The organism is Streptomyces cylindrosporus, assembly GCF_022698165.1.
Lineage (GTDB): Bacteria > Actinomycetota > Actinomycetes > Streptomycetales > Streptomycetaceae > Streptomyces > Streptomyces cylindrosporus.
Genome location: NZ_JALDAY010000007.1, coordinates 164371 through 182352 on the forward strand (window position 1 = coordinate 164371; position 17982 = coordinate 182352).

Sequence of the window (17982 nt, forward strand, 5' to 3'; positions counted from 1 at the left end):
GGGCGCGCCCCGGATGCCCCCGTACAAGCCCTGGTCACGACGGTGTGTGAGCTATGTTGAAGCACTGTGGGAGACAAAGGAGGCGCACCGGTGCCATCGCCGCAGCAGGCACGCGCACAGGCATCCGCCATCACATCGGGCAAGACCGCACCGGAAGTCGAGGCCGCCCCGGCCTCCCAGCTCAGAACGCTCTTCGACCGGCCCCGGCTCTCCCCGGGCCAGCGGCGCATCGCGCAGTACCTGATCGAGCACATCACCGAGGCGGCGTTCCTGTCGATCACCGACCTCGCCGAGCGGGTCGGCGTGAGCCAGCCCTCGGTGACGCGGTTCGCCGCTGCGGTCGGATTCAGCGGCTATCCCGCGCTGCGCGAGAAGCTCCAGTCGATCGCCCTGGGCACGCTGGCCGGCGGGCCGGGCACGGCCGAGGAGAACGGCAGCAACGAACTGCAGGCGGCGGTCGACGCGGAGATCGAGAACCTGGAGAACCTGCGGCGCGACTTCGCCGACCCCGACCAGCTCATCGACATCGGCCGCAAGCTGGCCGCGTCCACGCCGCTGACCGTCCTCGGACTGCGGATCTCGGTCTCGCTCGCCGAGTACTTCGCCTACGCCGCACGCCGTATCCACCCGGACGTGCGGCTGGTGACGCGAGGGGGCAGCGTCGCCTACGACGCGCTGTTGCAGTCGCGTGAGGCGGGTGGGACGTGGGTGCTGGCCTTCTCGATGCCCCGGCACGCCCAGGAGACGCTCACGGCCGTACGGGTCGCGCGCAGCGCCGGGCTGAAGGTGGCCCTGGTGACCGACCTGGCGCTCGGGCCGGTGGCCGACGAGGCGGACGTCGTCTTCGCCACCGGCACGGGATCGCGCCTGGTCTTCGACTCGTACGCGGCTCCCGGTGTCGTCGCCGCCGCGCTGCTGCAGGCGATGACCGACGCCGATCCGGAGCGCACCCAGGCCCGGCTGGAGGAGTACGAGCAGATCTCCGACCAGCACCAGTTCTTCCTGCGCGACTGACACCCCCCTGCTGCCGCTAATTACAAAGGGACCTTTCACAACATTTCGCGCATGAATGTTTTCATGCCGCTTGCAAACCAGTCGGCATATATAAATACTGCTCACGCGTCACCCGGACACCCGAAGCCGCCGTCTCCTACCCGCGTCGGCGCCGGCGGTGTCCGGTGGGGCCTCGCCTCGCGCGAGCGCCCCTGGCGGTCCCGGTCATCCCCTAGGCCGGGGCCGCCCGCCCTCGTCGACCACCCCCCACGACGCCGCACACCCGGAAGCGATGAGCATGCAACTGACGACCACGCGTCTCAGCCCCGACTGGCCGTGCCAGGTCAAGGCGCCCGGCAGCTACGACTGGGAGCGCTCGGCGGCCAAGTGGCTGCGCGAGCTGGTGCCGGCGCGGTACGCGAGCTACCCGGCCCTGATCCGGCACCCTGTGCTGCTCGCGCGCCATGCGCAGATCCAGGTCCAGCAGGAGATCCGGGTCGCCCGCACCGCCCTGCAGACCGCGCGCGCCGATCTGCCCGCGCTGGGACTGCCGGAGTCGGTCATCGAGCACACGATCAAGCTGTACGCGGCGGAGGTGCTGCAGCTCCAGCACATCGCCCGCAGTGTCCGTGCCGTCTCGCAGGCGCTGGTGGACTCCGGGCGCTGAGCGCACAGGCCGGCGGCAACCCGGCGGTGCCGGTCGCCCGCTGCCGGGGGAAGCGCGATCGGACAAGGCGGCGAGCGGACCGGCGCCGGTGTGCAATGCTCGTCGCGTGACCATCGAACCCGCCGCATCGGCGCACCCCCTGACCGCGCCGGGCTCCGTCGGGCCGGCGAAGGCCCTCACCGGGCAGCGCGCCGACGCGGACGGGCTGCGCGCCCTGGCGGAGGCGTCCGCCGTCCTGGAGCGGGCCAAGGGCGCGGTGATGGCGCAGACCGGCTGCGCCGCGGAGGTCGCGGCCGAGATGCTGCGGCGGCGGGCCGAGGCCGGTGGGCGCACGCTGCTCGAGGAGTGCCGGAGCACGCTGCGCAGCCTGGTGCCGCCTGTCGACCCGACTGCCGAGCCCCTGGTCACCCCGGAGTCGCTGGCCGGCATGTTGCAGCACGCCCTGCTCCCGCTGCCCACCCGGCCGGCGCGCCTGGCCGGGCTGCGCGTCGAAGTCGCCTATCTGCCCGCGCAGTCGGGGATCCACGTCGGCGGCGACTGGTTCAGCGCCATCGAACTGCCGGACGGAAAGGCCCTGTTCGTGGTCGGCGACGTCGCCGGTCACGGCCTGAGCGCGGTGGCCACGATGGCCCAACTGCGGTTCACCGCCAAGGGCATGGTCATCACGGGCTCCTCGCTGACCGGTGCGCTCACCCGGCTCAACACGCTGTTGCTGCACTCCCGGGATCCGCACGGCACGGCGACCATGGTCCTCGCCCGCTACGACCCCGCCGAACGGCTGCTGGTGTGGGCGCAGGCCGGTCATCCGCCGCCGCTGCTGCTGCGCGACGGACAGGTGCGGGTACTCGACCGGCCGGGCGGGATGCTGCTCGGCGCGACCGACGAACCGGTCTTCGAGGAGGCCCGGTGCCGGCTCGAACCCGGTGACCGCGTGATCCTCTACACCGACGGTCTGGTGGAGCGCCCCGGCGAGGGCCTGGACCGGGGGCTCAAGCGGCTCTCCGAGGCCCTCCTCGCCCATGCCGCCGACGAGGCCGACACTCTGGCGCCCCTGCTCGCCGACATGCTGGAGGGCGAGCGCCGGGACGACGTGTGCGTGCTCGACATCAGGGTGCCGACCGATCCGGAGTAGGCGGCGGCACGCGCACGCCCCAGCGCCGCGCCGTCATTCGTCGCCGCGGTGCAGCCAGTACCAGCAGATGCCCGCCACGAGGGCCAGCAGGAAAGTGCCGGGCAGGATCAGGCCCGGGATGCGGGAGCCGGTCATGGGCGGGGCCTTCGGGTCGAGCGGGCGGGACGCCGTCTACGTCGGCCCTGTGCCCATGGTGACGCGCGACGGCCCGACCCGCGTCGCGACTTTTCCCACCCGTTGCCCTGCGTTCGAGTACCGGCGGCCGGGTGGGGTCAGCCCGTGCCGGTCCGGGACTCCAGTGCGAGCCGGGTGTCGTTGCCGTAGACGCCGTTCTCGTCGCCCCTGATGCCGTACCAGAGCTGGAAGCGGGCCACGGCCTCCTTGAGGGTGGCGTCGTAGGTGCCGTTCGTGGAGCCGTCCTTGTAGACGTCGGGGATGCGCAGCAGGCGTTGCTGGAGGTCCGTCACCTCGGGGCCGCTGTCGCCCTCGCGGAGGGTGCCGGCGCCGTCGGGGTCGGTCGGTCCGGCCGCCGTGGGCGTCGGGGTCGCCTCGGCGGACGCGGTCGGGCTGGGGGCCGGGGTGGCGGCCTCGCCGTCGCGGCCGGGCAGCAGCAGGGCGCAGCCGAAGCCGACGAGCGCTGCCGCGCCGACGCCGATGGTGACGGCGGCCCGGCGCAGTCCCGGACCGAACCCGAACCGGTCGCCGCGCCGCGGTGTTCTGAGCTCCTCGGTGCGCACCGGCGGGAGTTCCTGGGTCTCGCCCTCGTCCCAGGAGTGCGGGTCCGGGACGGCGACGGGTTCGAGGCCGCGGGTGCCCGCCTCCATCTCCCTGAACAGCTCCGCGAGCGCGTCCGTGCGGCGCGGCCGCAGCACGACGATGGGCTCCAGCGGCGGACGGTCGTCGGGTGACCCGGATGCGGGCGGTGTGGGCACAGTGCTCTCCTTCCGTCCCGTGACGGGACTGTCCGCCTTCCCCCGGAGTGATACGCGGCCGGGTCCCCGGAGGTTCAGGAACCAATCCACGAAGCGCTGCCGCCGGTACGATCGCCTGTCCATGCCGAGAGCACTGAGTTCCCTCGCGGGCGTGCACTGAGTGCCATCAGAGCGGTCCGGATGCTACGTTCCGTGCATGAAGACGGAGGCGGCGGCCGCGAAGCCACCGATGCGGGACGCCCTGGTGGCGGCGGCGTTCCAGCTGTTCCTGGAGCGGGGCTACGAGCAGACGACCGTCGACGACATCGTGGCCCTGGCCGGCGTCGGACGGCGCTCGTTCTTCCGCTACTTCCCCTCCAAGGAGGACGTGGTCTTCCCCGACCACGAGCGGTGCCTGGCCGACATGAAGGCCTACCTCGTGAACAGCGCGGACGACGACGAGCCCGTGCGGCGGGTGTGCGACGCGGCCCGGCTGGTGCTGCGGATGTACGCCGAGAACCCGACCTTCTCCGTGCAGCGCTACCGGCTCACCAAGAAGGTGCCGGGGCTGCGCGCGTACGAGCTGTCGGTGGTGTGGCGCTACGAGCGGGCGCTCGCCGAGTATCTGCGGGCGCGGTTCGCGGGCCGGCGGGACGGGACGCTCCAGGCCGATGTGATCGCGGCGGCCGTGGTGGCGGCGCACAACAACGCGCTGCGTTCCTGGCTGCGTTCGGACGGCCAGGGCGACGCGAGCGCGACGGTCGACCACGCGCTCGGATACGTGCAGTCCGCCTTCGGTACCGCGCCCGCGCCGCCGCGGGGAGAGCTACCCGAGGACGTGGTGGTCGTCGTCTCACGGCGCGACGCCCCGCTGTGGCGGGTGGTCCAGGAGATCGAGTCGGCGCTCGGCCGCGGCTGAACCTCGCGCCCGCGCCTCTCCGCGGCCCCTCTGGCCTGCGGAAACACCTCCGCCAAATTGAGGGTACGCAGTGCCTTTACGGCTGACACTCAGTGCCATACATTGGGGCTGTGCACGGTGGCACAGCGAACCGCGCACGTGGGAGTCCGCCCTAGCGCAGGGAGTTGACCAGCGTGTACCACCACTCAGGAAGCGTTGCCCGTCAGGCCGCCGGCTCCGGGGCGGGCCTGCTCGATCCGGTGGCGTCGGACTCGGAGAGCATCGTCTTCCAGCGCTGCACCTGGTGCGGCACGGCGATGTACCACCGGCTGCTGTGTCCGGTCTGCCAGGGCAGCGACCTGCGGACGGAGCGCAGCGAGGGTGTGGGCACGGTCCGGCACGCCACGATCGTGCACCGCAACACCCCCGCCGCGCGCAATGTCTCGCTCGTCGAGCTGGCCGAGGGCTTCGTGGTGCGCGGCCGGGTGATGGGCCCGCTGATCGGCATCCACAGCGGCGACCGGGTGCGGCTGTCCACCGCCAAGGACCCGGTGCGCGGCGAGCCGGTCTTCCAGCTGGTCGACGAGCCCTACCGCGCCTGGACCTGACCCGCCTGCTCCACCAGCCCGGGGACCAGATCGCGTACGGCGACGGGCCGCCCGGTCTCGAAGCACCGGTTGGCGGCGAGTCCCACGGCCAGCGCGAGCGCGCCGTCCCGCTCGGTGGCGGTGGGGTGCCGCGCGCCTTCCGGATCCACCGGACTCCCACCGTCCGCGTCCACCGGCCCGAACAGCGCGTCGAGCATGCGCGGGTCTCCCCCGCCGTGGGCCTCGTGTGCGGCGTCCAGGGGGATGTCGACGGGCGGTTTCCACAGCGGGCGCAGTGTGAGCCGCGCGCCGCCCGCGTGCTCGGCGGCCGTGTCGCCGTGCAGGGCACCGCTGTTGGAGGTCACCCGGGTGACCGGGGCCTGCCAGCGGCTCTCCTCGACCTCCAGTTCCAGCCGGCCCGCGCTGCCGTTGAACATCACGCGGTAGCCCTCCCACGGCGAGTACGCGGTGAGGTGGTACGTCATCGTCGCCCCGCGCGTGTGGCGGACGAGGACCGCCATGTCGTCCTCGATGGTGACCGGCCCGCCGAAGACATTGCGGTCGCGGAGGTATCCGTCGTCCTGCTCGGCGTCGAGGTAGAGGGCGCGCAGGGTGTCGTTGGCCGCGAGGTCCAGGGCGAAGGGGTCGTCGGCGGCGGCTTCGGCGCCGTGGGCGCGCTCGTACGCGCGGCGCAGTCCGTGGCGTTCGCCCGCGTCACGGCCGTAGAAGGCGAGCCGTCCGTAGCCGAAGACCTCCTGCGGCTCGTCGGCGAGCCACCAGTTGACCAGGTCGAAGTGGTGGCTCGACTTGTGGACCATCAGGCCGCCGCTGTTGTGCTTCTCGCGGTGCCAGCGGCGGAAGTAGTCGGCGCCGTGCCGGGTGTCGAGGAGCCACTCGAAGTGGACGGAGAGGATCTCGCCGATCCGCCCCTCGGCGAGCAGGGCGCGGACCTTCTCGTGGACGGGGTTGAAGCGGTAGTTGAAGGCGACGGTGAGTGAGTTGCCGGTGGCCTTCACCGTGTCGAGGATGCGTGCGCAGCGGGCCGCGTCGACGGTCATCGGCTTCTCGGTGACGACCCGGCAGCCCGCCCGCAGGGCGGGGACGATGTAGCGGTCGTGTTCGGCGTCGACGGTGGTGACGACGACCTCGTCGATGTCCTCCTTGGCGAGCATGTCGGCGAAGCGGTCGGGTTCCCAGGTGGTGGCGGCGGGTTCGCCGGCGGCGGTGAGCAGGCCGTTGTGGAAGGCCATCCGGGTCGGGTTCGGGTCGCACAGGGCGGCCAGGCGGTGGCCGGGGCGGGCGGCGAGGCCGCGGGTGAAGGTCTGGGCGCGGTGGCCGGTGCCGACGATCGCGGCGCGCAAGGGGGTTCGGCTCATGGGGGTGCCCTATCCCGGAGGCCCGACGCGCATGCCTGTCCGGCCAGGATGGCGCGAACGTGTCGGCGGATGTCGATCACATTCCCGTACACAGACAACCCACAGGCTCTTCTTCACGTCCTCCGGTACGCGAGAGGCCTCCGCTGACCAACGGGGTGCCTGAGCTCGCGACTTGAGGATCGCAAGACGAAGGAGGGGCATCTTGATCCGTGCCCGGCGAATAGGGGTGGCCGCTGTGGCGGTGCTCGCGGTGGCGGGGGGATCGCCAGGGTTGGCACAGGCGGCGCAGCCGTCGGATGCCGGACCGTCGGCGGTGGTGACCGACAACGGCGGTGGTATGCCGCCCGGTTGGCGGGTCACCGGTGAGGGGGCCGGCCGGCAGCTGGTGTGGCGTTCGAGCGCGCCGGTCGCGATGGGGGACGCGCGCGTCGACTTCTACGCGGGCGGGCGGCTGCTCGGCCATCCGGAACCGGGGAAGGACGGGCGCACGTTCCGTCTCGACCTCGCGGACGCCGGAGCGTCGAGCCCGCTGAAGGACCTTGAAGTGCGCGCAGGCGGACGGGAGTTGAACGCCGCCGGGCGTTCCGAGACGCCGCGCGGCCGGAGTTCGGTGACGGCCGCCCGGCCGCCCGCGCAACTCCCGGCGAACTCCGTCGACCCGGGCAAGCCGGGCTCGTACCGCACGACCACCGGCGAGTACGACCTCGACCCGGTGAAGCTGCCCGACTTCCCCCAGCCGGTCGAGATGAAAGCCGTGGTGGTCGCGCCGAAGGGCGCCACCGGCAAGCGGCCTCTCGCCCTGTTCCTGCACGGCCGCCACGCCACCTGCTACAAGGGCGAGGACGTGACCGGCGACTGGCCCTGCCCGCAGGGGACCAAGCCGATCCCCAGCTACCGCGGCTATCTGCGCGACCAGCAACTCCTCGCCTCGCAGGGCTATGTGACCGTCTCCATCTCCGCCAACGGCATCAACGGCCAGGACTACGCGGCCGAGGACGGCGGCGCCCAGGCCCGTTCCTCACTGGTCCGGCAGCACCTGGCCCGCTGGGCCGACTGGGCGGCGAACCCGGGCTCGGCGCCCGCCGTCGTGCGGGACGCGCCGAAGGCCGACCTCTCCCGCGTGCTGCTCGTCGGGCACTCGCGCGGCGGCGAGGGCGTCAACCGTGCCGCGCTGGACAGCCTCTACCCGCCGCCCGCCGCGCAGGACGGCTACCACGGCCCGGTGCGCTGGCACATCCGCGGCAACGTGCTGATCGGACCGACGATCTTCGGCCAGAACCCGGTCGCGGACGTGCCGTCGACGACGATCCTGCCGGGCTGCGACGGCGACGTCTCCGACCTCCAGGGCGAGGTGTTCGTCGACGGCACCCGCGGGATCAGCCGCGGCAAGGCGCTGCACAGCGCCGTGTACGTGGTCGGCGCGAACCACAACTTCTTCAACACAGAGTGGACTCCAGGGCAGGCCCAGGCGCCCTCGGACGACGACTTCTACGACGACCCGCAGCAGCGGGACCCGGTGTGCTCGCCGGGCACCGCGACCCGGCTGACGGCCAACCAGCAGCACAAGGCGGGCAGCACCTACATCGCGGCGGCGGCCCGGCTGTTCGTCGCGGGCGACGACAAGGTACGGCCGCTGCTGGACGGTTCCGGAAAGCGCGCGCCCTCCGCGGATCCCGCGCGCGTGCTCACCCACGCGGTCGGCGCGAACCGCGCCGGCGGATTCCTGCCGGACGGCAGCATGTCGGTGACGGGCGCACGGCTGTGCTCGGCCGTCGACCCGGACGTGAACGTGGCCTGCCTGGGCCCCGGCACCAAGGGCTCCTCACCGCACTTCGCGCAGTGGGAGACCGAGCGCGAGGTCGGCCGCCGCGCCGTCGCACTGCACTGGCCCCGCGCCGGATCCGCCGTGCAGGTACGCCCCGGCACGCCGGTGAAGCTCGCCGGTGCCAAGGACCTCGCCCTGCGTGTGATCGTCCCGCCGGGCTCGACCGGCACGAAGCTCGACGTGTCCCTCACCGACACCCACGGCAGGCGGGCCGGCCTCGGCCGCGTCACCGTCGACGGGCTGCCGGGCACCGAGCGCACCGCCTCCTACTGGGCCCGCGAGGTCCGCGTCCCGCTCACCGCCGCGACCCGGGCCGGCCTCGACCTCGGGCACGTCAAGTCCCTTGAGTTGACGCCGCGTTCGACCAAGGGACGGGCCTGGCTGATGGACGCATGGGGCTGGCGGCCCGGCACCCCGGCGGTGCGGGAGGCCGCGCTGCCGCGCGTCGACATCGGCCGTACGACCGTCAAGGAGGGCGACTCCGGCACCCGCACGTACACGGTGCCGGTGCAGGTCTCCGGGCAGGGCAGCGGCCAGGTGCGCGTCTACGTCGTCGACCCGGCCACCGGCAGGACGAAGCAGCACCTGGCGACCGTCCGGCCCGGCGGCCACGACATCGACGTACCGGTGACGGTGAAGGGCAACACCCGCTTCTCGTACGACGTCGACAACACCGTGCTGGTCAAGGCCGTCCGGGGTGCCGTCATCGGCGCCTACCGCGGCGGGGTGACCGTGCGGAACGACGATCCGATGCCCACGATCGGCGTTGAGCCGGTGGCGGACCGGGTCACCGAGGGGCAGCCCCTGAAGTGGAAGGTGACGCTGTCCGAGGCGGCCGACGTGGACCTCGGCGTGTACTTCGCGATCGCCCCGGTCACCAGTGGCCCGGAGCTGTCCACAAAGGACGTGGACCCGGCGTGGCTGGAGAGCGCCTCGGGCGAGAAGCCGGATCCGGAACGCCCGCTGTCCTCGGTCCAGTACCTGTACCTGGGCGCGGACATCCCGGCCGGCAAGCTCAGCGGCGAGGTGGACCTGCCCACGGTCAAGGACCAGGTCACCGAGCCCGCCGAGTCGGTGCTCTTCCGACTGACCGACGACAACGGCGACCCGAGGCCCGGCGGCCCGGAGCTCAAGGGCACGGTGGTGGACGCGTCGTAGCCCGGCACGAGCCGTGACGGCGGCCGCGCGGTTCCCCACGGGGGGGGCGTCGCGCGGCCGTACGCGTCTCAGGCGTCGAGCGTGACGCGGATGCCGACGGTTCCCTTCAGGCCCCGGCGCAGGCGGCTGCCGAGCAGGGTGAGACGGCCGACGATGCCGTACTTGCGGGCGATCAGCTGCCGGTAGCGGGCGACGGTCGCCTCGTCGGTGATCTCGGCGGTGGCGGGGAGCTGGGCGCCGGTGGGGTTGCCCCGCAGGTCGCAGGGGCCGACCAGGACATCCCCGCGGGCCCTGATGCGCTTGACCTTCCAGGAGTCGGCGACCGTCCACACACCGAGCGTGTCGCCGTCGCGCACCACCCACACCGGGGTGGCGACCGGGGTGCCGTTCTTGCGGTAGCTCGTGATCAGCAGGTACTTGCCCGCGCCGAGCCGCTCCAGCGACGTGTCGTCCATGCCGGAAGTCTAGGCACCCGGTCTCGCCCGGAGCAGCTCCAGGTAGCGGCGGGCGAAGAAGTACGCGTCCCCCGGCCAGCGCGCGGACAGGTAGTGGCCGTCCTGGACGACGAAGGCGGGCGAGTCGTCGGTGGCCGTGCCGCGCCGGGTCAGGACACGCGGGCCGCGCTCGAACTGTCCGCTCGGGTCGGTGAGGGCGGCGCGCACCTCGTCCTCCACGTAGGCCGGGTAGGTGCGGTAGTAGCGGCCCAGGCGCCAGGCGGTGGTCAGGTAGGCGGTGCGTTCCATGTACTTCGGCAGGCAGGTCGTCCGGTGGCCCGCCAGGACGCTGCGGCCGGTGGCCGGGTCCTCGGCGCGGGCCAGGACCAGCACGCCGTGGCAGATCGCGCCGACCGGCCGGCCCAGCGCCCAGAACCGGGCGACCTGCCGCTGGAGCGAGGCGGAGCCGAGGTACTGCCGCATGCCGGGCGCGTGGCCGCCGGGCAGCAGCAGTCCGTCGTACGCCGTGACGTCCACGTCGGCCCAGGCGGCGGGCGCGGTGAACTCCGGGGCGGCGGTGAGCTGCTCGTAGAACCGCTTGGGTTCGTCCTCGGCGCCGAGCTGCCCGAAGAGCACGCCGGTCAGCAGCCGCGGGTCCGCCGCGGGCCGGGTGCCGGCGCGTTCGGTGGCGAAGACGACCTGGTGTCCGGCGTCGGTGAGCAGCCGCCAGGGGACGGCCACCTCCGTGACGTCGAAGTCACGGTCGGGGAGCGGCATCAGCACACGCATGGGCCCATCATGCAGGGCCGTCACGTGCCCATGACACCCGCCCCGCCCAGCTCAGGTCCGGTCGAGCGCCGTCACCATCCGCCGTACGCCCTCCGCGAGGATCTCGGGCGTGGTCGCGAGGTTGAGGCGGGCGTGGCCCTCTCCCCCGGTTCCGAAAGGGATCCCGGAGTTCAGGGCCACCCGGCCGCGTTCCAGGAAGACCGCCGCGGGGTCGTCGCCGAGGCCGAGGGGGCGGCACTCGAGCCAGGCGAAGTAGGTGCCCTCGGCCGGGTGGCAGACGATCTGCGGGAGGTGCTCGGCGAGCAGGCCCGCGATCAGGAGGCGGTTGTCGTCGATGCCCGCGAGCAGCGCGTCCAGCCAGGCCGTGCCGTCGGTCAGGGCGGCGGTGTGGGCGATGACGCCGACGTGGCTCGGCCCGTGGCCGACCTCCTCGGGCAGCCGGGCCAGGTCGGCGGCGGCCCCGGGACCCGCGATCGCGAGGGCGGCCTTCAGGCCCGCCAGGTTCCACGCCTTCGACGCGGACATCAGGGACAGGCCGCTCTCCGCGCCGCTCACGCTCAGGTACGGGACGAAGTCGACGCCGTTCGCGACCAGCGGGGCGTGGATCTCGTCGGCGACCACGCGGACCCCGTACCGGTCGGCGAGGGCCGCGACGGCGGCGAGTTCCGCTGCCGTGTGCACGGTGCCGGTCGGGTTGTGCGGGCTGCACAGCAGGTAGGCGGCCCGGCGGCCGCCCGCGACGGCGTGCCGGAAGGTCGCCTCCAGCACACCGAGGTCGATGCGCAGGTCCGCGCCGAGCGGAGCCTGCAGCACCAGCCGGTCCATGTGCTCCACGAAGTGGAAGAACGGCGGATACACGGGCGAGTTCACGACGACCGGATCGCCGGCCCCGGTGACCAGTTTGATCATCTCGACCACGCCGAGCATCACGTCGGGCACGATCGCCGTGCGCTCCACCGCGAGCCCGTCCCACCCCCACCGCTTCTCGGCGAACGCGGCGAGCGCCTCGGCGTACGCCGTGCCCGCCGGATAGCCGGTGTCGCCGCGCGCGAGGGCGTCGGTGACCGCGCGGACGACGGGTTCGGCCAGGGGCACGTCCATCTCGGCCACCCACAGCGGCAGTACGTCCGCGGGGTAGGTGCGCCATTTCATGCTCGTACGGGAGCGGAGGTGGTCGAGGGAGAGGATGCGGAGGGGATTCGGTTCACCGGACGGGTCGTGCGGGATCCTGGTCATGGAGCAAAAGATAGGGGGCCGTGGGGTGACCTGGAACGAGCCGGAAGTGGCCTGCGACGAGTCGGGGTCGGACGGCGAGAATCTCACCGGTGGGAACACCGACGTCTTCGCCCACGCGAGTGTGCGCATGCCGGTGGATGCGGCTGCCGCGTACGTGCGGGAGATCAGGGACCGGATTCGCTCGCCCGCGGAGGAGTACAAGGCCAACCATCTGCTCAGGGAGAAACACCGGGCGGTCCTGGAATGGCTGCTGGAACCCGGCGGGCCGATTCACGGGACGGCCCATGTGCATCTGACGGAGAAGGCCTTCTTCGTCGTCGACCGGGCCGCCGACCTGCTGCTCGGCGACGGCACCGAGGCCCTCGTCCTCTTCCGTGCGGGACCGCGGGTGTTCGGGGAGGAACGCTGGCGGGAATTCCTGGCGGCCGCCAACCGATTGCTGCGCGTGCGCAACGACGGGGAGCCGGACGAGCCCGTCGACGCGTTCTTCCGCGCGGTGGACGAGCTGCGGCGCGCGCATTCCCGTACGGCTCTCGCCCCCATTCTGGAACGGCTCGCCGCAGCCCGTCCCCGGGCGGTTTCCTATCGCGCCCGTGTCCTCGCCGGGCCGGTGCTGGTTCCGGTCCTCAATCCGCTGCTGCCGGCCATCGTGAGCACGGCCGCCCACTGGAGTGCGGGCGGGCGCCGCGTGCGGCTCGTCCACGACCGGCAGAACATGCTGACGCCGGAGCGGATCGCCTGGATCGAGGAGACCGCCCGGCGGGCCGGGATCGGGCTCGACGGAGTGCGGCTCGTGGTCGCGCGCGAGGATCCCCGGGTGCAGCTCGCGGACTTCCTCGCCGGGATCGCCCGCAAGATCGCCTCGGACGTGCTGCACCGGCGCGTGGACCCCGTGCTCACGGGGTTGCTGCGCCCCTATGTGGATGCGGCGTCCGTGTGGGGCGACCGGGACGGATGGGCCCTGATCGGCGCAGAAGACGGCGTGGGAGAAAACAACCGCTCCGTACCCTCTGCGGATTGCAACTCGGCCGTCTAGATTTCCCATTGACAACCTTCACACCCCCCACCCGGCACCGCAGGAGCTGAACCCGTGACCGAGAACCACGCAGCCACGGAAGATCCCGCCGCGACGCTGCGCAGACGCATCAACACGCTGCGCCCGCACACGGCCCGGATCTGGAACTACTGGCTGGGCGGCGGGGACTACTACGAGGTCGACCGCGTGGCGGGCGACCGGATCCGCGAGCTGCATCCGGAGATCGGCGAACTGGCCCGCGCCGACCGCCTGTTCCTGGGCCGGGCGGTACGTCACCTGGTCGCCGACGTGGGGATCCGCCAGTTCCTCGACATAGGCACCGGCCTCCCCACGGCCGACAACACCCACGAGGTCGCCCAGCGGCTCGCCCCGGACGCGCGGGTCGTCTACGTCGACAACGACCCGCTGGTCCTGGCGCACGCCCGGGCCCTGCTCACCAGCTCCCCCGAGGGCCGTACGGACCATCTGGACGAGGACCTGCGCAACGTCGACGCGATCCTGGAACGCGCCGCGCAGACCCTGGACTTCAGCCGGCCGATCGCCCTGATGCTGCTCGGCGTGGTCATCTTCATCGGCGAGGACGAGGACCCGTACGGGATCGTGGGGCGGCTCATGGACGCCCTGCCCTCCGGCAGCCACCTGGTCATCTCCCACACCATCACCAGCCCGGCGATGCCCGGGGTGGACGCGGCGGTGCACTTCTGGAACGAGCACGGCACCCCGACGCTCACCCAGCGCACCCCGGATGCCGTGGCCCGCTTCTTCGACGGCCTGGAGGTCCTGGAGCCGGGCATCGTCTCGTGCTCGCAGTGGCGGCCGGAGCCCGCCGAGGCCGGCGAACCGCAGGCGGTGGGGATCTACGGCGGGGTGGGCCGCAAGAAGTGAGGAGCGAGACATGAGGACATCGTCCACCCACTGAACACTCCCGTCCCGGGCGACGTATGGAGGAGGGGCGCTCAACGACCGGAGGGCCCCGCGGTGTTGACACCGCGCGTTCGGGTTCGGGAGCCATGCATGAGGCACGCACGACGACGGATCGTCCGGCGAGTGACGCGACTGGCGGCCGTCGGCGGACTCCTCCTCGGAGGAGCCATGGTCACGCAGGCCGCCATGGCGAGCGAGACCCCCGGCACCTCGGCCGTCCCGTTCAGCTCCACCGACGCGGCACCGGGCACGGGAGCCTCGCTGATCTCCGAGCTCGGCACCGCGCGTACGGCGGGCACCTGGGTCGGTGCCGACGGGAAGACGGTCGTCGCGGTCACCGACGAGAAGGCGGCGGCCGCGGTCGAGCAGGCGGGCGCCGAGGCCAAGATGGTCGGCCACAGCATGAACGAGCTCAAGGCGGCCACGGCGACGCTGCGTTCGGCGCCCCGGGTGGCGGGCACGGCCTGGGTGATGGACTACAAGACGAACCAGGTCGTGGTGCAGGCCGACAGCACCGTCTCGGCCACCGGCTGGTCGGACATGACCAAGGTGGCCTCCGGCATCGGCAGTTACGTCCGCATGGAACGCACCAAGGGCACCTTCACCACCCGCGTCAACGGCGCCGTGCCCATCCTGTCGACCGGCGGCCGCTGCTCCGCGGGCTTCAACGTGACCAACGGGCAGAGCGACTTCATCCTCACCGCCGGGCACTGCGGGCCGACGGGCTCGGTGTGGTTCGCCGACAACCGCGGCACCCAGGAACTGGGCAAGACCGTCCAGCAGAACTTCCCCGGCAGCGACTTCTCGCTGGTCCAGTACGACAGCGGTACGGCCGGGCAGGGCGCGGACATCGTGGCGATCGGCAACGGCAACGGGGTGCGGATCACCGGCGTCGGCGATCCGGCCGTCGGGGAGCGGGTGTTCCGCAGCGGCAGCACCAGCGGGCTGCACGACGGCGAGGTCAAGGGCCTCGACGCCACGGTCAACTACCCGGAGGGCACGGTGACCGGGCTGATCGAGACGAACGTGTGCGCCGAACCCGGGGACAGCGGCGGCCCGCTGTTCTCCGAGGGCATCGCGCTCGGCGTGACCTCCGGCGGCAGCGGCGACTGCACGTCGGGCGGTACGACGTTCTTCCAGCCGGTGACGAAGGCCATGCAGGCGCTGGGCGTGCAGCTGATCGTCTCCAAGCAGGCGGCCGCCGGCCAGAACGCCTCGCAGAGCCCCGCGCCGTCCGACTCGGCCACGCACAGCGCGATCGCGCCGAACACCACCACGCCCGGCTCCTCGGCTCCGACGTCGGGCCTGGCGAGCGGGTCCACCCTGCTGGCCCGCCTCACCGACCCGCGCAACATCGGCCCCGGCATGCTGGTCATCGGCGGCAGCCTGCTGGCCCTGGTCGCCACCCGCTACATCCGCGCGGAACAGGACCGCAAGGAGTACCGCCGGTACTACTCGGCCACTTGGGGCTGACCAGCTGTACGGCGTGCTCAGCCGAGCGTCAGCAGGACCGTCGCCGCGGCCGCGCCCAGCAGCCCCACCGTCTGTCTCCGGGTGACCCGCTCGTGCAGGAGGGCCAGGCCGAGGACGACCGGGACGGCCGGGTAGAGGGAGGCCAGGACCACGGCGACGGCGAGCAGCTGCCGGTGTACGGCGAGCAGGTACAGGATCAGCCCGAGCGCGGCCCCGGCCCCGACGAGCAGCGCCTGCGCGGCGAGCGGCCGTGGCAGCCATGCGGGCCCGCGCCGCAGAACGGTCGGCAGCAGCAGGAGTACGGCGGCGACGCGGCCCGCGACGACGGGCCACAGCCCTGCGGCCGGTCCCGCGAGGCCGAGGGCGACGTACTGCACGGCCACCCCGGCGCTGGCCAGCAGTCCGTCCCCGGCTCCCCGGGCCGCGCCCGCCCGGCCTCCGGAGACCAGCCACAGCGCGGGCAGCGTCACCGCGATGCCCAGCCAGGCGAGCGCGCCCGGGCGGTCGTCGAGGGCGAGGACCCCGCACACCACGGACAGGGCGACGCCGGTCACCGCGCTCACGGGTACGACGACGCTCATCGCGCCGCGGCTGAGGCCCCGGTTGAGGAAGTGCATGGCGGTGCCGCTGCCGAGGCCGGACAGGGCGCCCCAGAGCAGATCGGCGGGGTGGACGGAGGAGGCGGGGATCACCAGGGCCGCGACCGACGCGAGGGCGAGCCCGCCCAGCTGGCCGAGGAAGGTGACAGCCGTGAAGGGGGCCCGGCGGGACAGGATGCCGCCGGTGTAGTCGACGATGCCGTAGCAGAGTGCCGAGGCAAGTGCGAGGAGAGGGCCCATCCCCTCAGGGGTGCCCAGGTCCGGCGCGGGGATGCGCCGCGGGCTTCAGAGGGCGGTGCTCAGGCCGCTCGCGCGGGCTGCGGGGCCGCGGCGGCCCACTCGAGGACGAGCCGCTGGTACTCCTCGCGCTGCTCGCCGCTCAGTGTCCCGCCCGACCGGCGCCACAGGGCACGGATCTCCTCGTTGACCTCGTCAGCCGATCGATCGGTAGCGGGTTCAACAGTGGTGGACATGGTGTGAAGCATACGGCGCCGGAGGTGAAGGCCACGTGAGTAATCAGGAATAAAGCGGACTTATCGGACCGTGTTGCTGATCACGTCGATCCGTCGAGCCTGGTCGGGGAGTTCGCAACATCCTTCGGGGAGTTGGCGGTTCCCAGGAGATTTTCATGCGTCGGCGGCCCCGAGCACCAGCACCTGGATCGCCAGGACCGCGGCCCCGCGGGCCCAGTCGTGAAAGTCGGACACCTTGGTCTCCAGCGCGACCGGGGCAGCCCGCGGGTGCCGTTGGGCGGCGATCGACTCGCGCACCGCGTCCCCGGCGACGTCCATCAGGCCGACGCCTTCGCCGGCGAGCAGGATCTTCTGCGGCATCACGAAGTTGGAGATCTGCGCGAGCAGGACGCCGAGGGCGCGCGCGGCCTCGTCGACGACCCGGGCGGGCATGGGCTCGCCTGCCGCGGCCCGGGCGAGGATCTCCTCGTAGGTGCAGTCGTGGCCGGTGGCGGCCCGCACCTGGTAGCGGATGCTGGGGATGGTGAGCAGGGAGACGGCGCTGCCGCGTTCTCCGTCGGGGGTGAGCGGCCCGTTGGGGTTGACGATCCAGTGCCGTCCGAAGCCGCGGTCCTCCTCGGCGTTGGGCACGCGCTTGCCGCCCAGGACCAGTCCGTAGCCGATGCCGGCGCCGATGGTGAGCACGACGAAGCGGTCCAGGCCCCGGCCCGCCCCGAACCAGGTCTCGGCCTCGACGAGGGCGGCGACGTCGTTCTCGACGACCACGGGCAGTCCCGTGCGCTCCTCCACGAGCCGCGCGAGCGGCACGTCCCGCCACTGCAGGAACGGCGACTCCCCCACCACGGCACGGTCCTCGACGAGGCCGCCGACGCCGATGCCGATGCCGGCGAGGCGCGGGTGGGCGGTCGCGAGTTCGGCGGCCATCTCCGCGAGCAGGTCGGCCACCCGGTCCGGCTCATGGGTCGTGAGCGGGCGGTCGTGGCGGGCGACGATGGCGCTGCGGAGGGTGGTGACGACGCCGTAGACCATGTCCTCGGTGACCTTGAAGCCGATGAAGGAGCGGGACTCGGCGACGACGTCGAGGGGCTGCGAGGGGCGGCCCTGGCGCACCTCGGGCGGGGCGCCGGCCTCGGCGACCTCGATCAGCAGGCCCGATTCGATCAGCGGCTTGGTCAGCCGGGTGAGGCTGCCCGCGGAGAGGTCGAGCCGCCGGGCGAGTTCGGTGCGCGACAGCGGGCCGCCCAGCAGCACCTCGATCGCCACCGCGCGTTCACCGGGGCTCAGTGGAAGCCAGCTGGCGGCAACTGTGGTCATGAAGGTCAGACTCCCACATGATCATTCACATGATTTCTTTTGCTTCAAAAACAACAGGTCCACTGTAGTGCGCTGAACCGGGCCTGGAAAAGATGCATGCAGGACCCTTGACGGGCCGATTCTTTCGCGACAAAAGTAAGTGGCCGAGGACGAGCCG

The 17982-nt window shown here is 72.5% G+C and carries 17 protein-coding genes; 9 read left to right on the forward strand and 8 right to left on the reverse strand.

Annotated elements, in window-relative coordinates; translation table 11 throughout:
- The first annotated feature begins 90 nt into the window (after nucleotides 1-90).
- The 3 genes from MQP27_RS23390 to MQP27_RS23400 all read left to right on the forward strand — a co-directional run bounded on the left by MQP27_RS23390 (nucleotide 91) and on the right by MQP27_RS23400 (nucleotide 2792).
- Nucleotides 91-1014 (forward strand): MurR/RpiR family transcriptional regulator, encoded by a 924-nt coding sequence (locus MQP27_RS23390; protein ID WP_242767299.1) that lies wholly within the window; start codon nucleotides 91-93, stop codon nucleotides 1012-1014.
- A 271-nt stretch (nucleotides 1015-1285) separates the two neighbouring features.
- Nucleotides 1286-1660, forward strand: a complete 375-nt coding sequence (locus tag MQP27_RS23395; RefSeq protein WP_242767300.1) for a hypothetical protein — start codon at nucleotides 1286-1288, stop codon at nucleotides 1658-1660.
- Nucleotides 1661-1919: 259 nt separating this feature from the next.
- Nucleotides 1920-2792, forward strand: a complete 873-nt coding sequence (locus MQP27_RS23400) for a PP2C family protein-serine/threonine phosphatase (protein WP_372511303.1) — start codon at nucleotides 1920-1922, stop codon at nucleotides 2790-2792.
- A 272-nt stretch (nucleotides 2793-3064) separates the two neighbouring features.
- Here the strand turns inward: MQP27_RS23400 and MQP27_RS23405 are convergent, their stop codons facing one another.
- Nucleotides 3065-3724, reverse strand: a complete 660-nt coding sequence (locus MQP27_RS23405) for a peptidoglycan-binding domain-containing protein (protein ID WP_242767301.1) — start codon at nucleotides 3722-3724, stop codon at nucleotides 3065-3067.
- 229 nt (nucleotides 3725-3953) lie between these two features.
- Between MQP27_RS23405 and MQP27_RS23410 the strand changes: the two genes are divergently transcribed.
- The gene (locus MQP27_RS23410) at nucleotides 3954-4622 is read left to right on the forward strand and encodes a TetR family transcriptional regulator (protein WP_242767793.1); all 669 of its coding nucleotides are present in this window, start codon (nucleotides 3954-3956) and stop codon (nucleotides 4620-4622) included.
- Nucleotides 4623-4795: 173 nt separating this feature from the next.
- The gene (locus MQP27_RS23415; protein WP_242767302.1) at nucleotides 4796-5209 is read left to right on the forward strand and encodes a Zn-ribbon domain-containing OB-fold protein; all 414 of its coding nucleotides are present in this window, start codon (nucleotides 4796-4798) and stop codon (nucleotides 5207-5209) included.
- Here MQP27_RS23415 and MQP27_RS23420 read toward each other — a convergent pair.
- Complete coding sequence (locus MQP27_RS23420; protein ID WP_242767303.1) at nucleotides 5191-6564, reverse strand: Gfo/Idh/MocA family protein; 1374 nt, start codon at nucleotides 6562-6564, stop codon at nucleotides 5191-5193. The two genes, MQP27_RS23415 and MQP27_RS23420, sit on opposite strands and share 19 nt — an antisense overlap.
- 202 nt (nucleotides 6565-6766) lie before the next feature.
- On the opposite strand from MQP27_RS23420, the gene MQP27_RS23425 reads away from it, so the two are divergent.
- On the forward strand, nucleotides 6767-9547 hold the full coding sequence (locus tag MQP27_RS23425) for an alpha/beta hydrolase family protein (protein WP_242767304.1): 2781 nt from the start codon (nucleotides 6767-6769) through the stop codon (nucleotides 9545-9547).
- 68 nt (nucleotides 9548-9615) lie between these two features.
- Here the strand turns inward: MQP27_RS23425 and MQP27_RS23430 are convergent, their stop codons facing one another.
- From MQP27_RS23430 to MQP27_RS23440, 3 genes are read right to left on the reverse strand one after another with little or no spacing between them, the layout of a single operon-like run.
- Nucleotides 9616-10002 (reverse strand): PPOX class F420-dependent oxidoreductase, encoded by a 387-nt coding sequence (locus MQP27_RS23430; protein WP_242767305.1) that lies wholly within the window; start codon nucleotides 10000-10002, stop codon nucleotides 9616-9618.
- Nucleotides 10003-10011: 9 nt separating this feature from the next.
- Nucleotides 10012-10770: a type 1 glutamine amidotransferase domain-containing protein gene (locus MQP27_RS23435; RefSeq protein WP_242767306.1), complete on the reverse strand. Its 759-nt coding sequence runs from the start codon at nucleotides 10768-10770 to the stop codon at nucleotides 10012-10014.
- Nucleotides 10771-10821: 51 nt separating this feature from the next.
- Complete coding sequence (locus MQP27_RS23440) at nucleotides 10822-12006, reverse strand: MalY/PatB family protein (RefSeq protein WP_242767307.1); 1185 nt, start codon at nucleotides 12004-12006, stop codon at nucleotides 10822-10824.
- A gap of 25 nt (nucleotides 12007-12031) precedes the next feature.
- Here MQP27_RS23440 and MQP27_RS23445 point away from each other — a divergent pair, with 25 nt between their 5' ends.
- The 3 genes from MQP27_RS23445 to MQP27_RS23455 all read left to right on the forward strand — a co-directional run bounded on the left by MQP27_RS23445 (nucleotide 12032) and on the right by MQP27_RS23455 (nucleotide 15439).
- A complete protein-coding gene (locus MQP27_RS23445) occupies nucleotides 12032-13042 on the forward strand; it encodes a hypothetical protein (RefSeq protein ID WP_242767308.1) in 1011 nt (336 codons plus the stop codon).
- Nucleotides 13043-13096: 54 nt separating this feature from the next.
- Nucleotides 13097-13927, forward strand: a complete 831-nt coding sequence (locus MQP27_RS23450) for an SAM-dependent methyltransferase (protein ID WP_242767309.1) — start codon at nucleotides 13097-13099, stop codon at nucleotides 13925-13927.
- A gap of 129 nt (nucleotides 13928-14056) precedes the next feature.
- Nucleotides 14057-15439: a S1 family peptidase gene (locus MQP27_RS23455; RefSeq protein ID WP_242767310.1), complete on the forward strand. Its 1383-nt coding sequence runs from the start codon at nucleotides 14057-14059 to the stop codon at nucleotides 15437-15439.
- A 17-nt stretch (nucleotides 15440-15456) separates the two neighbouring features.
- Here the strand turns inward: MQP27_RS23455 and MQP27_RS23460 are convergent, their stop codons facing one another.
- From MQP27_RS23460 to MQP27_RS23470, 3 genes are all read right to left on the reverse strand, one after another.
- Entirely contained in the window at nucleotides 15457-16278 is an 822-nt protein-coding gene (locus MQP27_RS23460; RefSeq protein WP_242767311.1) for an EamA family transporter, read from the reverse strand.
- Between the two features lie 59 nt (nucleotides 16279-16337).
- Nucleotides 16338-16523: a hypothetical protein gene (locus MQP27_RS23465; RefSeq protein WP_242767312.1), complete on the reverse strand. Its 186-nt coding sequence runs from the start codon at nucleotides 16521-16523 to the stop codon at nucleotides 16338-16340.
- Between the two features lie 141 nt (nucleotides 16524-16664).
- Complete coding sequence (locus MQP27_RS23470; RefSeq protein WP_242767313.1) at nucleotides 16665-17825, reverse strand: ROK family transcriptional regulator; 1161 nt, start codon at nucleotides 17823-17825, stop codon at nucleotides 16665-16667.
- Between the last annotated feature and the right edge of the window lie 157 nt (nucleotides 17826-17982).